Raw genomic sequence first — 16,041 nt, forward strand, 5'->3', positions numbered from 1 at the left:
CCTCATTGCACGCCAGCCGTCCTCGTCCTCGTCCTAGTCGAGCGGATCGCCCAATCATGAGCGTCTCGAACATGGCATCTGTGCCCATAGCTCCGGTCAAGGCTGCGCATCGCTTGCTGATGACCCAGTCAAAAATAGATAAAAAAATTCAATCGGGTCGTGGAAATGGAGTGAGAGATTCCTATAAACCGTGGATCCAGGTGTGGGATATCAAATCAAAGGGTGTCTCTCATATGATCGCGGGAGTAAAAATTCATCGCACTCACCACCTGCTGTCCAATGCAGAGCGAGATTACCTCACCATTCTTGAGCATGATGCCTCGATCATCGATATCCGAGAGCAGTATCCCCTGTTGACACAGGCTGAGACCCAAGCAATTGCCTCAAGCATTAACTGTCGACACCCTGTATATCCTGGCACGCAAACACCTGTCGTTATGACGACGGACTTCCTCATTACCTTTGTGGATACCTCTGGCGAAGCCCGGCTAGCCGCTCGCTCAGTGAAATATCGAAAGGAATTAGAGCAGGCTGATCTTCATGCTCGGAATCGAATAGCTGAAAAGCTAGCCATTGAAAAAAAATACTGGTCAATAAGGGGCGTTGACTGGAAGCTGGTTTTGCACGAAAACCTCCCGAAGACAAAAATAGCAAACCTCAGAATTCTCAGGACGTACGCCAGTATCCATCCCTCGTTGCCGACAGAGAAGAATATCGACAACTTGCTTGAATACATCGAGGGAACAAAGACTGATCAAATACCGCTAAAAGTTCTTTTGGAGAAGGCGTCTCGTGACCTATACATTGAGTATATGGGCATAAAGCGTCTCTTCCATCACCTGCTATGGATCGGTCGTTTAGAGTCTGATCTTACCTCGAAAGTAATAAGCTTGTCGCAGCCGTTGCACGTATGGCCGAGCCACAGGTCAGCGGCTTTGTCTCCGCCAACCGAGATTTCCCATCATGCTTGATCTTAAGGTAAACAGCATTGTTACGCCTGGCGTAGAACCTAGCCTACTAAAAAAAGCGGTTAGGGTATTGGGTATAAATAATGATTCTGTTGTTGTGATTGAGCTGAGTACGAATCCCAGCAAGCCGTGGCCGATTGATAAGTCCGTTTTGATTGACGATATTGATTCAGGGCGCGCAGTCTTAAGTCAAGAAATGGTCCCTTTACATCTGCTCAGAAGCGATGATGAAATTAGTGAAAATGAAAAAGCTAGCCGTAATCGAAATTGGAACCTTCTAAGGGGTTTAGTAGAAGATCGCTCCGCCTTGGAAATTCTTGGGCCGGGATTCGGAGGGCTTGTTGCTAGGCATGCCTTAGAGACAGGAGTAGAGCGTAAGCAGATATACCGGCTCCTATACCGCTACTGGAGCATGGGTCAAACGCCTAACGCGTTTCTTTGGAACACTAGCGCTTGCGGTGGTCGAGGGAAGAAAAAGGATCGATCCTCAGGCATTATCCCCGGTAGGCCGCGTAAGTATCTTGGTGTTGTTGTCAATGATGATGGGGCCATCACGCTTGAGCAGCGCCATCTCTCTCATATCCGTTTGGCTTACGGGCGGGTCGCCAGCGGCAAATGTGGCACCCTTAAAGATGCCCATAAGTGGATGTTAAACAAATTTTATAGAGAGACTCTCCCAGATGGCTCGAAAGGAAATATTGTACGCGGCAGTTACCCGACTACTACCCAGCTTAGATATCACGGTAAACTGTTTTTCGATGATCTTTATAAGCTTAAGGTGCGTGGCGGTTCTGTCCGATACAACAAGGATCATCGTGCTATCGTTGGTTCAGCGTCCCAAGGCCTGATGGGGGCAGCCCACCGATACGAGATAGATTCAACCATCGCTGATGTCTATTTAGTGCATCGCGTTAACAGGCTATGGCTCATTGGGCGCCCCATACTTTATGTGGTTGTCGATACCTATACTAGAATGATTGTAGGGATTCACGTGGGCCTTGAGGGACCCAGCTGGAACGGGGCTCGACACGCGATATACAACGCTTGCACCCCAAAGGTTGAATTTTGCAAGCGATACAATGTTGATATCGATGAGGCGGACTGGCCATGCTCGCACCTGCCAGTCGAAATTGTTGCTGACCGGGCTGAGCTTCTAAGCGAGGCAGGGGCAACGCTATCGCAAAGCTTGGGGCTAGCGGTGGAAATTTTGCCTCCCTTCAGGCCTGATTGGAAAGGGATCATTGAGAGCCGCTTCCGTCTCATCAATGAACACCTCGACTTGAAATTTATTCCAGGCGGTGTGGATGCTCGCAAGATGGAGCGTGGCGATAGGGACTACCAACTCGATGCGGTTTTGGATATCGACGAGTTCACCGAAATGGTTATTGTAGGAGTCTTGGCGCACAATAAAAGCCTACGAATACCACACCTTTTAAATCGCGAGATGATTGCTGACGGTGTAGAAGCCACGCCTATTGCAGTTTGGAAATGGTCGAAGGCTAATAGCCCAATCAATTCAAAAGTAGTATCTCCGGCTGAGTTAAAAATTGCCTTATTGCCATCTCAGGAGTGTCGTATCAGTCGAGGCGGTATTGTTTTCCAAGGAGTACAGTATACATGTCAAACAGCATTGCGTGAGGAGTGGTTGGAGCGCTCGCATAACCTGCGGACGAAATATGTTCGAGTATTCTATGATCCTAACTCTATTGAAAACTGTTGGATCAAGTCCGAAGCAGGTTTTGAGGCTTTAACTATTGTACCGCACCAAAGACAGAAATATGGTGGACTCCGTATGGAGGAGGTTCTTGATATGATCCATGTCTTGAACCAGGTTTCGCCTGATGCCCGTTACGACAGTGATAATACTGCGGCGCTGGTAAGGGGACGACAAGAGGAAATCCTTGACCGGGCCAAATCCAAACGTGCCGCACAGGGTGACCCGAAATCGAATGCAGATTTCAAGCGGGACAAACGTGCCAAGCGTGCTATCGAAGCTCAGACCGAGCGCGACTCCCATACCGCTGATCTGAATCAGCTACGCGTTGTGGATAACACGTCTCCTGTGGCAGAGAATTCTAAGCTAGTCACCGGCAGGCCCAGTTCCGCGAGAAGTGCGGCGTTTCTGAAACTAGTGGTCAGCGAGGGAAGCGAGGCTGAGACATGAACGATTTGACCTTCTCCCCCGCAGAATACATTCCTACAGGCATGCCTCTGTACGATGGGAACCCGCTGATCGAATGCTTGCCTAGAATTCTTTCGGATGTTGACGTGGTTAGGCGCGTTGGGAACCTTCCTCCAAAGCCCGACGAGGCCGAACGAGCGTTGCCCCCGAAGCTTCGCGGCCATGGGATCAACCGGCTGAAAGATGTTGTGGTTCCATTTGAAATCCACCTGCGTCTTGAAGACCTCTTCAGCCAGTTGATTCGCTACGGATATACGGGCCGCAATCCTCTGTTGGCCTCCTCCGTTAGGCATCGGTTGCCTTCCTCAGCGGAAGCCAAAGGCCATGGATTCATGTCTACCGCTGAGACGATGACCCTCATCGGCCTGAGTGGTATGGGCAAGACCACAGCGCTTAATTCCATAGCAAGGCTTTATCCGCAGGTTATCAGTCACAGCCGATATAAAGACGCGATTCTCATCGAAACCCAGGTTGTATGGCTTAAGATTGAGTGCCCGCATGACGGCTCGTTGCGCGGTTTTTGTGCAGCATTCTTCTCCGCCCTGGATGCTGCGTTAGGAGTCGAAAAATACTCGCGAAGAGGTGGCGCCGCCAACAGCATTAGCGTAATGCTCCAGCACATCAGTCAGCTGTGCAAAACCTTTTTCATCGGTGCTTTAATAATTGATGAAATGCAGCATCTTTGCTCGTCGCGGGGTGGGCAGGATCGAGAAAAGTTGCTGAATTTCTTCGTAACTTTATCCAACGATGCGGGCGTTCCGCTTGTCTATGTAGGGACCAACGCAATGCTTCCGCTATTTTCAGGTGTGCTGCGCAATGCCCGAAGAGCGGCGGGAATGGGGCCAATCGCTTTTGACCGATTCAGCGAAGACGATCCGTTTTGGGAGCACTTGGTGTCCCAGCTCTGGGCCTATGACTGGACGGCATCCTGCGCTCCCCTGACGAATGAGCTCCTGTCCAAGATCTATGATCTCACTCAGGGCAATACAGATTTCTTAGCAAAACTGCTTATGCTTGCGCAGCGCCATGTAATTTGGGAGGGCATCGACACCATTACGCCACTGGTGCTTCAGCAGGTGTATGACAGTCAAATGAGGCTTTTGCACAAGCCCATCGAGGCCCTACGAAGCGGTGATCCACTTCAGATTGCTGATTTCGAGGACATGATGCCTACAAAAGACCAAATCGCCCAAATGATGAGCTACGACTTGGCTCGCCGGGCGGACAGGGCTCATCTTTCGCTACTTACACAAGCCGCGATTACTCCTCCACCTCTAGCCGAAGATAAATCGGTTCCGAAGGCTCCAAATCGTACGGTCGTACCGGTTGCTGATGGCGCGTTAGATAACGTGCATTTTTCGAAGCACGAAGACCTCCAGGATCAGCTCGAACAGCGCGGCTGGGTGGATAGAGATTCTTCCTGGTGACATGAGGCAGGGAGTTCAGGGTAATGGCTGATCTTCTGTTGTGCTTTCCAAAGCCGTTTCCGGATGAGTCGCTCTATAGCCTGGCCGTTCGCTATCACAAGCTAGCGGCGAATCCGGGATACCGCGTGACGAGCCAAGAGCTCTTCGGCAGCTACTCGCGTACATGCGGTTCTATCCTGCCGTGCTGCTTAGGGGCTCTGTCAGAGCGTCTGGGAGGTGCCATTTCTGTAAGACAGCTGATCGAGCGCTTCACGCTTTTACCGCTTTATTTGCCTTTTTTAAATGACGAGAAAGGCCGCGACGCCGCCATTCTGATGGGAGGTAATCGAGGGACAGGCCTCAAGATGGCCTTGGGCATTACAGCATCGCGCTTCCTCCAACACGCCTCGTTTAGGTATTGCGAGAGCTGTGTGAGAGAGGACATTCTGGAGTGCGGCCTAGCCTATTGGCACCGCATTCACCAGGCTTCGGGCGTTTGCGTCTGTCCACGCCACAGCGATGTACTACAAGCAATGACATTTCCCGGAGGGTCGGACTGGCGTTGTATGTTGCTTCCGGGGGAATCTGCTGGAACGCCGGTTATGGACTGCGGTGACCACACTGGGGCCGTTGCCATTGCCCGCATGCAGTTGTGGGGGCTCGACCATCCCGATGAGATGAAAACGATTCAGGCTGGAAATTTGCTCAGGAAACGTTTGGACGAGATGGGCTTTATCAGGTCTGGACGAATTAGAGAGCAGATGCTGAGAGATTTCTTAACCAGACGACTTCGGTGCAGTCCTAGCGCCGCCGAGTTTGAAGAAATAGTCAGATCCGCTGACTGGGTCTTTCAGATGTTGCGGCGACACGGTCGAATCGTGCAGCCCTTAAAGTTCTATTTTCTCTGCTGGCTCCTTGATCTAGGGCTGGAACACCTGAAGCCCTACCGTCTGGACGCCGATATTTGCGCCGGTGTTGGGGTCCGGCGTGATAAATCGCAGCACCTCATGCAGGACGATGACCTTCACGCCCGGCGAATAGCCTTTGCAAAAAGTGCGAACCTCAAATGTCATGACAAGCCGGGTTATCAGTGGTTGTACCGCAACGACAGGGAATGGTTGGCTCGTTATGTTGCTGCGAACCCCTACCACAGAGACCAAAGAATTTTGGTCGATTGGCAATCCAGGGACTCGGCCCTTGCGTTGCAGCTCGCTAAAGCGAAGACGATCATTCTTTCTGTAGACGGAAAGCCTCAGCAGGTCACCCGTGCTGCTCTATGCAGGGGTGTCATAAACGGTTCAGCTCTCCTCAAAATGCCACAAAACTTTCCGATGAGCATAGGGTTGATGGCGGATTTGCTTGAATCTACTCATGACCACCAGCTACGTAAAATTCGGTGGGCAATTCGAGAATATTCTCTGACTGAAAACTGTGCGATGAGTGTTCTCTACCGTTATGCAGGAATACGGATATCTCGCGTCTCCGATCATGAAGTTCTTAGGCAGATACGTGACGATAGGGATTAGTTCTATTGGCCTCGTACAAAAGTTTATTGAATATAGATCTCTTCTTCTCTCGCAGAGCTTCTTGCTCGCTCTTGTTATTTAGCAAATTGAAATAGTTTTCAGCGGTGTTGCATCCTAAAAACACATAGATAGGATATTTGTCGCTGGTGGCAATATTTGTGTTAGTAAGTTTTGAATCTATTCCCATTTCCTTTTTGATAAGTTTGGAAATATTTAGCTCGGTTTTATCGAATGCATAAGTGCGACTTATCATGAGACTTGCATATGCGACAAAGCCTGCCACTCCATCATTGATCATCGGGCCGCGATAGTCCAAAAGATCTGCGACAAATTTTGCGTACATATAGCGGGTTGATCCGAATTTTCGTTTTTGACGTCTTGGCCATTTGTTGTGTTTGCTACACTTGGCTAGGTGACCAATATCGTGCTTTTTTAGTGGCATTGAGCAGGACGGACATGTCTCGATTAGAGTACAGGCATGAGTGCTGCAAACCTGTACAGAGCCCAACACGTGCCTGCAATGAATGTAGGGGGTTCCACAATTATGCAGGTCCTCGCGAACACAATCTGGACAAACTTTTGCCCAAGTCTTCGGTGTAACGATTGCGGTCGCTCGATGACGCCCGAGGGCGGCTATCATAGGATACAAAGTGTGATTATTCAGAGCTAATTCCGAAATTTTGTGTTCGTTCAGTAGCTTTGGGTAATGAAATTCTTGATGCGGCCGCCACTCTGTTTGCAGGGGGCCAAAGGTTTTATTTATCCCGAAGCCAGCACGAGGTATCGGTTTTATATAGAAATCTTCAGTTTTTAAGGATTTAATACCTAGAAGCTCATTGCCGCGCTTAAGCGCTGATGCGATATATTCTCCAGGTAATGGTGCAAAAATTTTCATGAAATAAGGTTCTGATACCCGTTGCTAGACGAGCGGTAAGCTATTTTAGTTAGAGGATACCGGTATTGCATCCACATTATTGATCGTGTTGGGCTAAGGTGTGAAGGTGAAAGGGCGTCGGACGTGCTTAGGAATCAAAATGGCTCCAGTCCGGCAGCCACGCACAAGAGGAGGTCGATGTAGTGAATCCTACAAGCACGCGCCCACCTGTTGAATCGCAGGCCTTTCCACCGACATTCCACCTGGTTCATACCCACCCTGACGAGTTGAGCCAGCTGGAGCTCCTGCGTCTAGTCCAAGCAGGTTTTTTTTTCAGCGACGTAAAGTGCATGGTCGAGTCATCGAGCCTGTTCAAGGCTCGGAACCTCGTTGGGAGAATCACAGGAAGATCGACCAGAAGCATTCACCGTCTGAGCCATCCCGATCAGGCCCATCGCCTGGACACCCAGCAGAGCGCGGTGGCGTTCCAATATGCAAAAGGACTGGAGCTTGCATCGAAGGCATTTGGCTCTCAGATGCTCGCGGAGCAGTGGCTTTGCAGACCGTGCGGTCATTTGATGGGTTTTGTACCCTTCGAAATGCTCGACACGGCGCTCGGGTTCAGCGTGGTAGCGGACTATCTTGAACGTCTACGCGTGGGTGTCTACCAGTAGTTAGCCTGAGTGGAAATTGGTATGCGGTGAAGACGCAACGTTACCGTCTTCAACAAGCGGGACTTACAACCTTGTAATCCCCGTATCACTCAATTGACAGCGACAAAACCTTAATCTTCAGTCACGTCTAGTGGAGTGATTGAAATGAAAGTCATCAAAAGCATCACCGCGATCCTGGCCATAGTGGCCTCCTCAGCCGCGCTTGCCGAAGGAGGATCCGACCGTCTATACGGGAAGATGATTCAGGCCAATGAGCAAGCTATGCGAGCTTATGCAGCCGCCAATGGTAAGAAGCCACCTGAGGTGATCCATTATCACTACGGGATGCGGCTCGACGTGGCGAGGGTAATCAGCATGACATCGACCAAGGCGAGTTGCGACGTGATGCCGGCACAGATGAACTACGAGGATTCCAACGGAGACGTGAAAATCCTTGAATACCGGACCGCTGGAGTCGGTTGCCGGGGCCAGAACTGAGCATTCAGCGAGCGGACAGGGCTTACGCTGATAAAAAGCCGGGTTGAAGCGTCAATTCCGGCGATTGATCGCCTGGTGACCGGCTTACATGACTCGGGGAGTACGATGAGGATTGGTAGCTCAGACAGGAGAGCCTAATGACTGAATCAGTGCGCACCACGGTAAAGTGCCTTGATCCTGGCGACGGCTCCGGCGATGTCATTGTGGAATTACCCGACAATTTTCTGCGCGAGCTGGGGCTCACGACGGGCGACATACTCTCCATCGAGCTCATCAACGGCGGTATCGTACTCAAGCCAGTACGCGAGTGCCGTGAATCTGATTAGCTACCTTTTGCAGGCCCACTGTATCGTCGTGTTGAGCAGATGAAGCTTTCTAGCGGAGCACATGGGACGGCAGTCAGCCTACTGCCGTCCTTCGGGTCGATGAGTTATTTGGCCGGATAGTTGGCGACTACTTGGTCCTCGCCGCTTTTGGTTAAACCAATGACTTGGTAGGCATGGCTTACGCCATCAACCTCCATGCCTGGGGATCCAGCTGGCATTCCTGGTACGGCGATCCCGGCCAGATCGTACCGCCCCCTGAGTTCTCGAATCTGCTCAGCTGGCACGTGACCTTCGACAAACTTTCCGTCGATCACAGCTGTGTGGCAGGACGCTAACCGTGGCGCTACGCCCAGCTTCTGTTTCACTGCGCTCATGTCCGTCTCAACATGGTCGATCACTTTGAAACCATTAGCTTCCAGGTGCGCAATCCACTTCTTGCAGCAACCGCAGTTCGCGTCTCGGTGAACGTCGATGGACAATGGCTCGGCAGCGTAGGCCGCAGAGGTCACCAGAAGCCCAGCGATAGCGGCTAGCCGAACGAATACCTGGTTAGTTGGCATGAGTGTGCTCCTTACCGTCTTTGTGAACATGCGTCTTAGGCGACGATGCCGGGTGGCCATCCGAATGGGCCTCGACCGCATTGTGGTCACCGTGATGATCTGCCGCTTGGGCGGAGCCTGCGGGTGCAGTTCCGTGGTCGTGAGCTGCCTGGGCATGATCGTCGTCTGCCGCTTCGTCGTGATCACCATGCTCGGCACGACCGCCTACGCCGTGCTGGCCCTCATGGTTGTGCATATCGCTTTCACCGCCGCCGTGCTGGTGGCCACCGCTCGTGGCCACTAGAGCCTTGTACTGCTCAGGATTCATTTGAGGCAGTTGGTCCAGGAACGCGACGATTCCCCAGATGTACTCGTCACCCATGCTCTTGCCCCAAGCGGGCATGCCGGTGGCTTTGATACCGTGTTTGATCGTCCAGAATGCGGCGGCCGGATCGCCTCCGACACCGACCTTGGTGAGGTCAGGTGGCGACGGATATAGCGCTTGGCTTAGTTCAGTCTTCCCAACGCCTGGGGCGAGGTGGCACCCAATGCACATGGCGTTGTAGTTGCCTGCTCCTGCCTTGATCAACGCGGCATTCTTTAGGTCAGGCACTTCAATGTCTCGCGCTCGAACCTCAATCGACCGGTCGCGAGCCATGGCGAGAAACGAATGGACAGCCGGAAAGTGAGGATCATCGGCGCCGACATTCACCAAGCCGAAATACGCCGTGCCCAATACAGCAGCACTTCCGACAGCACCGGCCACGAGCAGCGTTGTAATTGTTCTTTTCATGTTGGAATTCTCAGAACCACATCCTGATACCGGCAACGAAGCGTGCCTCATTAACATCTCCGCCCTCGTCTCGGATGAAGTCAGCGGTGTTGCCGTAGGAGCGGCTCCAGGTAACGCCTATGTATGGAGCAAACTGGCGGACAATTTCATACCGTAGACGCAGCCCGACTTCGGTATTGGCCAGACCCGAGCCAACACCGCGCTCAGGATCGTTCTTGCCATAGAAGTTCGCCTCGGCCGTGGGCTGCAAAATCAAGCGATTGGTCAGCAGGATGTCGTATTCGCCCTCAAGACGCGCAGCAGTCTGGCCGTTCTCGCCTATGAACGCCGTGGCTTCGGCCTCGAAGTCATACAAGGCCATGCCCTGAATACCAAAGGCTGCCCAGGTCTGTGGGGATTCCGGTTTGAAATCCTGACGGACCCCGGCGACCACATCCCACCATGGACTGACCGAGCGGCCGTAAAGCAATTGCATCTCGGCGTCTTCGGTTACCCCATTGGTGCGCTCGCCTTCCGAACGAACCCAGAGTCGATTAATGTCACCGCCTACCCAGCCTGAAGCGTCCCAGGCCAGGGTGCTGCCCTCATCGGCGTCCTGGTATTCGAGTTGGTCCAACAGGAAGAAACTGTTGATTCCGCTGTCGTGCACCTGATGTCCACCCAAAGGCGGAAAGGCTGCCTCACGGTCGGCTTCGGTGAGCACTGGAATCGGCGTGCGGCTTGTTGTGGTTGGAGAAGTCGCTGAATCATGGTTCATCTGTGAATGGTCCATACCCTTCATCGAACCGTGATCCATGCCCTTCATGTTTCCATGGTCCATCTTGCTATGGTCCACCGGGCTGGATTTGCTCTGGCTTTGAGCATGCCCCATCTGGCTGTGATCAACAGGGGCAGTCTGTTTCTGCTGTTTGCTAACCCCCATCTTGCTGTGATCCATCGCCGGCATCGATTCGGACGGAGCAGCATCCATTTGCATGGAACCGTGCCCCATATTCGAATGATCCATGCCCGAATGATCCATTACTTCAGCGGCGAAGCTGGGCGTTACGCCCAGCATGCCGATTGAAACTGTCAAGGCCAGCAGCGAAGGCCGCCCAAAGCTATTGGCCATCTTTTCCTGCCTTAGCTTTGTCGCTGCCATGCGATTCCATCATTTTGTCGTGGTCCATGCCCTCCATCGAACCATGGTCCATCCCCTTCATCGAGCCGTGATCCATACCTTCCATGGAACCATGGTCCATGCCTTCATGGTTCATCCCTTGGCCCTGCTTGTTCTGCGAGCCTTTGGCTTTGCTTGCCTCGGTGGATTTCTGTGAGTGCTGATCATGGTTGTCGCTGGACCACGACGACGGGGCATAAATAGCCAGCATGCCTACCATCGCAGCAGAAAGGAAAAAGGCGCTTCGTTTCATTGGTTTGCTCATCTCAGATCTCCAGTTCATTCGTCCACACGGACTTCTCGGAACATGCCCATTTCCATGTGGAACAGTAGGTGACAGTGATAGGCCCAACGTCCCAAGGCATCTGCGGTGACGCGATAGCTTCGTTTTGAGCCAGGTGGCATGTCGATGGTGTGCTTGCGAACCATGAAGTTGCCGTTCTCGTCCTCCAGATCACTCCACATACCGTGGAGATGGATGGGGTGAGTCATCATGGTGTCGTTGACCAAGGTGATGCGAAGACGCTCGCCATATTTCAACCGCAGCGGTTCAGCGTCGGAGAATTTGATACCGTCGAACGACCACGCGAACTTCTCCATGTGGCCGGTAAGGTGCAGTTCGATTGTCCGTCCAGGCTCTCGACCATCGGGATCGATGAAGGTGCTCCGCAAATCGGCGTAGGTCAGCACTCGGCGTCCGTTGTTGCGCAGGCCAATTCCCGGATCGTTCAGCTTCGGGGTCGGCGACATGGTCTGCATATCGACCAACGGGTTGTTGGTCTCGGAAGCTGGATGGCTCTGCATTGCACCGCTCATGCCGGCCATGCCCTCATGACCCATGCCAGCCATCTTGCTGTGGTCCATGCCGGCCATGCTGCCATGGTCCATGCCAGCCATCTTGCTGTGGTCCATGCCGGCCATGCTGCCGTGATCCATTCCGCCCATGCTGCCGTGGTCCATGCCCATGTCGCTCATGGCGATGATCGGGCGCGGATCTACCTCCGGCACGGGCGCTTGCAAGCCTTCACGAACTGCCAGGGTGCCTCGGGAGTACCCGGTACGGTCCATGGACTGCGCGAAGATCGTATAGGCCTGCTCGGTTTCAGGTTCGACGATGACATCGTAGGTTTCCGCAACGGCGATCCGGAACTCATCGACCGATACGGGTTTGACGTACTGGCCGTCGGCAGCCACAACCGTCATCTTCAGCCCAGGAATCCGGACATCGAAATAGGTCATGGCCGAGCCGTTGATAAAGCGCAGGCGGATTTTCTCGCCGGGCTTGAAGATTCCCGTCCAGTTGCCGTTCGGAGCCTGGCCGTTCATGAGGTAGGTGTAGGTATACCCGCTCACGTCAGCGAGGTCGGTGGGGCTCATCTTCATTTCAGCCCACATCTTCCGATCCGCTACAGCGGCCGACCAGCCTTTCTCGCTCACATCGTCAACGAAGTCGCCAACTGTGCGCTTGTGGAAGTTGTAGTAGTCAGATTGCTGCTTGAGTTTGGAGAGCACCCGCGCCGGGTCTTCATCCGTCCAATCGCTGAGCATGACGACGTAATCGCGGTCATACACAAACGGCTCGGGATCTTTGGCATCGATCACCAGAGCACCATAAACGCCGGACTGTTCCTGGAAGCCAGAGTGGCTGTGATACCAGTAAGTACCGTTTTGGTGGACCTTGAACTTGTATTCGTACATGCCATCGGGAGCGATGCCGTGGAAGCTCAAGCCCGGCACACCGTCCATGTTGGCGGGCAGGATGATGCCGTGCCAGTGAATGGAGGTGTCCTGTTTCAACCGGTTGCGTACGCGCAGCGTCACGGTGTCGCCTTCGCGCCATCGCAGGATTGGCCCTGGCACGGAGCCGTTGATGGCCATGGCCGTACGAGCTGAGCCCGTGATGTTGACGGGCAGGTCACCGATATACAGATCGAAGTCCGTGCCGCTGAGCACGTTCGGTTGGCCAGGGCTGGTCACGGCCCAGACCGGCGCGCGCCACATGCCGAGCCCACCCAGAAGTCCGGTAGCGGCCAGGCCTTTGACGAAAGATCGTCTCGTGGTTTTGCTTTGCATGCCGTTGCGTCCAGTCAGGTAGATCGCTGATATCCAGGCTGCTCGATGGCGCAGCCCTTGGGTTCATTGGAGCTCTCACCAGTCTCGTAGACTTTTGCCACTGCGCGAGGCTGATGAGAGGCCGTAGTCTGAAACTGCCATAGTTCAGATTCCGGGGTGATTACATTTCTGTAAGCTCGGATCAGCAGCTCTCGTGGCCCGCGTGCTTGCCGGACTGGGCGGCGACTGGCGCCTGCTCTTTCTTCTCCTGCGCAACCTGGTAGGCTTGCATGGAGCTTTGGCGAGCCGCTTCCATCCGCGCAAAGGTCCGGTCCGCGCCGCCCTCTGCCAGGGCGATGCCTGCCATGCCGAAGGTAACGATCATCACAATTGCTTTGACCATGTTCATCTGAAGATCCTCAGTGGCTTCTGCGCCTCATGGCGTCAGGTACAGGGTCAAGTTAGCCTCGCGGTGCTGTCAGAAAACTGAGCTCGACATTACTTTTCCGTCAGCTTCTGGTTGGGCGTCTTTTTTCCTGCAAACTGGAGATGCACCCCGCGTGGATGAGAGCAGATGAAATTACTCGTAGCCGAAGATGAGCCGAAAACCGGTGTCTACCTCCAGCAAGGCTTGACAGAAGCTGGCTTCACCGTTGACCGGGTGATGACAGGCACTGACGCCCTGCAACAGGCGCAGAGCGAAGTGTATGACTTGCTAATTCTCGACGTGATGATGCCGGGGCTTGATGGCTGGGAGGTCCTGCGCAAGATCCGTGCAGCGGCTAAGGATGTACCGGTCCTTTTCTTGACGGCCCGTGATGGCGTAGACGATCGTGTGAAAGGTTTGGAGCTGGGCGCTGATGATTACCTGGTGAAGCCCTTCGCATTCTCGGAGCTGCTGGCTCGGGTTCGCACGTTGCTGCGCAGAGGCAACGGTGCTTCTGCTCAAACCACCATGAAGATGGCAGACCTTGAGGTGGACCTGCTCAAGCGTCGGGCTACGCGAAACGGCAAGCGGATCGACCTTACCGCCAAGGAATTTTCCCTATTGGAGCTGCTCATGCGCCGACGCGGCGAGGTGCTCCCCAAGTCGCTGATCGCTTCTCAGGTCTGGGACATGAACTTCGACAGTGACACCAACGTGATCGAGGTCGCGATTCGCCGACTGCGGGCCAAGATTGATGACGACTTCGCGCCAAAGCTCATCCATACCGCCCGAGGCATGGGCTACATGATGGATGTGCCCGAGTAATGCGCCCACAATCATCGCTCGTCAAGCGACTGACCCTGATGTTCATGTTCGCGGTGACTGCTGTCTTGGTCGTTGCCGGCGTGGCTTTCTACGGACTCAGCCAACACCATTTCCGGATGCTGGATGAGCAGGCACTCTCCGAAAAGCTGGAGTCAACGCGTCATATCCTGTCCATCTCAGCAGCGCGAGGCGGGCTCGACGATCAGGAGCAGCAGCTGCGGGCGTTGCTCGGCGCACATCAGGATCTTTCGGCGAAAATCACCAAAACTGACGGAACGGTCCTTTTTTCAGAACCCAAGGCTTCACAAATTCCTGAGCAGTTCGAGCAGGCGCACCGGGGCGCAGTTTGGGAATGGCAGGATGAAGCGCAGAACTTCCGGGGTATCACCGCCCAGTTAATCATCGCGGGTGAGCCGGAACCGGTGACGGCCGTGCTGATGCTCGATGTCACCACTCACGCGCATTTCTTTATCACCCTGCAATGGTGGTTCGGCATCGGCTTGGTGATCAGCGCGATTGTGAGCGCAGGCTTGGGCTGGGTCGTTGCCAAGAGTGGGCTTCGGCCTGTTGGACAAATCACCAAAGTGGCCACCGGGATGTCGGCAAGATCGCTCCGCGAGCGCATTCCGCTGGAGCCCGTACCGCTAGAGCTTCAGGAGCTCATCCTGTCTTTCAACGGGATGCTGGGACGGTTGGAGGATGCATTCGTTCGGTTGTCCAACTTTTCTGCCGATATCGCTCACGAGTTGAGAACGCCGGTCAGCAACCTACTGACCCATACCGAAGTGGTGCTCACCAAGAAGCGTGACCTGGATGCCTATGAGGAAAACCTCTATTCGAATCTGGAGGACCTTAAGCGCATGTCGCGCATGATCGATGACATGCTTTTCCTTGCCAAGGCGGATAACGGTCTCATCGTGCCCGAGCAGGTCGATGTGGACCTCTCCGAACTGGTATCCAAGCTGTTCGAGTACTACCAGTTCCTGGCCGAGGACCGGAGCATTCAGATGACCCTACAAGGTCGTGGCAAGGTTCGTGGCGATCGCCTGATGATTGACCGAGCGCTTTCCAACCTTTTATCGAACGCGTTGCGCTACACCCCGGAAGGCAACGAGATATCAGTGCAGATCGAGCAAACACGTGAAAACGTGACGTTGTCCATACGTAACAGCGGAGTAACCATCGATCCTCAGCACATTGGCAAGATCTTCGACCGGTTCTATCGGGCTGATCCAGCCAGACGCGAAGGTGGACCAAGCAATGCAGGTCTGGGCCTGTCGATAACACGCTCCATCATCGAGGCTCACAGCGGACGAATTTGGTGTACTTCAGCGGAGGGATTCACAACCTTTTACATCAGCCTTCCAGCCTCCAAGCGGTTGATTGGTGAAGCCTCTTAATGCTGAATTCATCCCGGTAACCTATACTCGCCCATCATGAAACGCTTCATTCGACTGCTCACCATCCTGATGCTTATCGTGGCGCTTCCGCTTAACGGGATGGCGGGCATCGATTCGGCGACTGAACCTTGTCCAATGCAGACCATGGGCATGGAAATGATGGCGGGCATGGACCATGACTGCTGCCAGGACCAAGAGCCGGGCAAGACTGGTGACCATGCCAAATCCTGCAAGGTAGGCCAGGAGTGCAGAACTGCCAGCACAGTGCAGCTCAGCTTCCTGACGCCTGGACTGACCTATGCCAAGCCACGACCTGCCGATACCTACGCTGTAGGCATAGCAACAGGTTCTCCCCCCGATCCATGGCGTCCTCCCCGCGTCTGACTCCCTCTTAATTTCACACCATCGTTCTG

Annotated in this window: 17 protein-coding genes; 10 read left to right on the plus strand and 7 right to left on the minus strand. The window is 53.8% G+C overall.

Translation table 11 applies throughout. From position 1 onward, the window contains the following. Positions 1-71: 71 nt before the first annotated feature. The 4 genes from BGP85_RS13290 to BGP85_RS13305 are packed head-to-tail and all read left to right on the plus strand — an operon-like array spanning position 72 to position 6,082. Positions 72-971 (plus strand): TnsA endonuclease N-terminal domain-containing protein, encoded by a 900-nt coding sequence (locus BGP85_RS13290; RefSeq protein WP_054884837.1) that lies wholly within the window; start codon positions 72-74, stop codon positions 969-971. Continuing rightward, on the plus strand, positions 964-3,132 hold the full coding sequence (locus BGP85_RS13295; protein ID WP_082433521.1) for a Mu transposase C-terminal domain-containing protein: 2,169 nt from the start codon (positions 964-966) through the stop codon (positions 3,130-3,132). The genes BGP85_RS13290 and BGP85_RS13295 overlap by 8 nt, the downstream gene beginning before the upstream one ends. Then, the gene (locus BGP85_RS13300) at positions 3,129-4,577 is read left to right on the plus strand and encodes an ATP-binding protein (protein WP_054884834.1); all 1,449 of its coding nucleotides are present in this window, start codon (positions 3,129-3,131) and stop codon (positions 4,575-4,577) included. The genes BGP85_RS13295 and BGP85_RS13300 overlap by 4 nt, the downstream gene beginning before the upstream one ends. Positions 4,578-4,600: 23 nt before the next feature. After that, positions 4,601-6,082 (plus strand): TnsD family Tn7-like transposition protein, encoded by a 1,482-nt coding sequence (locus BGP85_RS13305; RefSeq protein ID WP_054884833.1) that lies wholly within the window; start codon positions 4,601-4,603, stop codon positions 6,080-6,082. Here BGP85_RS13305 and BGP85_RS28710 read toward each other — a convergent pair. Then, positions 6,054-6,977 (minus strand): TniQ family protein, encoded by a 924-nt coding sequence (locus BGP85_RS28710; protein ID WP_146048984.1) that lies wholly within the window; start codon positions 6,975-6,977, stop codon positions 6,054-6,056. The two genes, BGP85_RS13305 and BGP85_RS28710, sit on opposite strands and share 29 nt — an antisense overlap. 515 nt (positions 6,978-7,492) lie before the next feature. Here BGP85_RS28710 and BGP85_RS29580 point away from each other — a divergent pair. From BGP85_RS29580 to BGP85_RS13320, 3 genes are all read left to right on the plus strand, one after another. Beyond that, positions 7,493-7,630, plus strand: coding sequence for an MbcA/ParS/Xre antitoxin family protein (locus tag BGP85_RS29580; protein WP_374755326.1), 138 nt, complete (start codon positions 7,493-7,495; stop codon positions 7,628-7,630). A gap of 144 nt (positions 7,631-7,774) precedes the next feature. Then, complete coding sequence (locus tag BGP85_RS13315; RefSeq protein WP_054884832.1) at positions 7,775-8,107, plus strand: DUF2790 domain-containing protein; 333 nt, start codon at positions 7,775-7,777, stop codon at positions 8,105-8,107. Between the two features lie 137 nt (positions 8,108-8,244). Beyond that, positions 8,245-8,433 (plus strand): AbrB/MazE/SpoVT family DNA-binding domain-containing protein, encoded by a 189-nt coding sequence (locus tag BGP85_RS13320; RefSeq protein WP_054884831.1) that lies wholly within the window; start codon positions 8,245-8,247, stop codon positions 8,431-8,433. A gap of 104 nt (positions 8,434-8,537) precedes the next feature. Here BGP85_RS13320 and BGP85_RS13325 read toward each other — a convergent pair whose 3' ends face one another. The 6 genes from BGP85_RS13325 to BGP85_RS13350 all read right to left on the minus strand — a co-directional run bounded on the left by BGP85_RS13325 (position 8,538) and on the right by BGP85_RS13350 (position 13,385). Next, on the minus strand, positions 8,538-8,993 hold the full coding sequence (locus BGP85_RS13325) for a DUF411 domain-containing protein (RefSeq protein ID WP_054884830.1): 456 nt from the start codon (positions 8,991-8,993) through the stop codon (positions 8,538-8,540). After that, positions 8,983-9,765 (minus strand): c-type cytochrome, encoded by a 783-nt coding sequence (locus BGP85_RS13330; protein ID WP_082433520.1) that lies wholly within the window; start codon positions 9,763-9,765, stop codon positions 8,983-8,985. Before BGP85_RS13330 ends, BGP85_RS13325 begins: the two co-directional genes overlap by 11 nt. Before the next feature lie 10 nt (positions 9,766-9,775). Beyond that, complete coding sequence (locus BGP85_RS13335) at positions 9,776-10,876, minus strand: copper resistance protein B (protein WP_054884828.1); 1,101 nt, start codon at positions 10,874-10,876, stop codon at positions 9,776-9,778. Beyond that, on the minus strand, positions 10,866-11,189 hold the full coding sequence (locus tag BGP85_RS13340) for a hypothetical protein (protein WP_082433519.1): 324 nt from the start codon (positions 11,187-11,189) through the stop codon (positions 10,866-10,868). Before BGP85_RS13340 ends, BGP85_RS13335 begins: the two co-directional genes overlap by 11 nt. Positions 11,190-11,203: 14 nt before the next feature. Then, entirely contained in the window at positions 11,204-12,997 is a 1,794-nt protein-coding gene (locus BGP85_RS13345; protein ID WP_054884826.1) for a copper resistance system multicopper oxidase, read from the minus strand. Positions 12,998-13,178: 181 nt separating this feature from the next. After that, complete coding sequence (locus BGP85_RS13350) at positions 13,179-13,385, minus strand: co-regulatory protein PtrA N-terminal domain-containing protein (protein ID WP_054884825.1); 207 nt, start codon at positions 13,383-13,385, stop codon at positions 13,179-13,181. 165 nt (positions 13,386-13,550) lie between these two features. On the opposite strand from BGP85_RS13350, the gene BGP85_RS13355 reads away from it, so the two are divergent. The 3 genes from BGP85_RS13355 to BGP85_RS13365 are packed head-to-tail and all read left to right on the plus strand — an operon-like array spanning position 13,551 to position 16,012. Beyond that, entirely contained in the window at positions 13,551-14,228 is a 678-nt protein-coding gene (locus tag BGP85_RS13355; protein ID WP_054884824.1) for a heavy metal response regulator transcription factor, read from the plus strand. Then, complete coding sequence (locus BGP85_RS13360) at positions 14,228-15,628, plus strand: heavy metal sensor histidine kinase (RefSeq protein ID WP_054884823.1); 1,401 nt, start codon at positions 14,228-14,230, stop codon at positions 15,626-15,628. Before BGP85_RS13355 ends, BGP85_RS13360 begins: the two co-directional genes overlap by 1 nt. Positions 15,629-15,664: 36 nt before the next feature. Continuing rightward, a complete protein-coding gene (locus BGP85_RS13365) occupies positions 15,665-16,012 on the plus strand; it encodes a hypothetical protein (protein ID WP_023048569.1) in 348 nt (115 codons plus the stop codon). Positions 16,013-16,041 lie beyond the last annotated feature (29 nt).

The sequence above is a fragment of the Pseudomonas putida genome, assembly GCF_002906855.1.
Classification (GTDB): Bacteria; Pseudomonadota; Gammaproteobacteria; order Pseudomonadales; family Pseudomonadaceae; genus Aquipseudomonas; species Aquipseudomonas putida_N.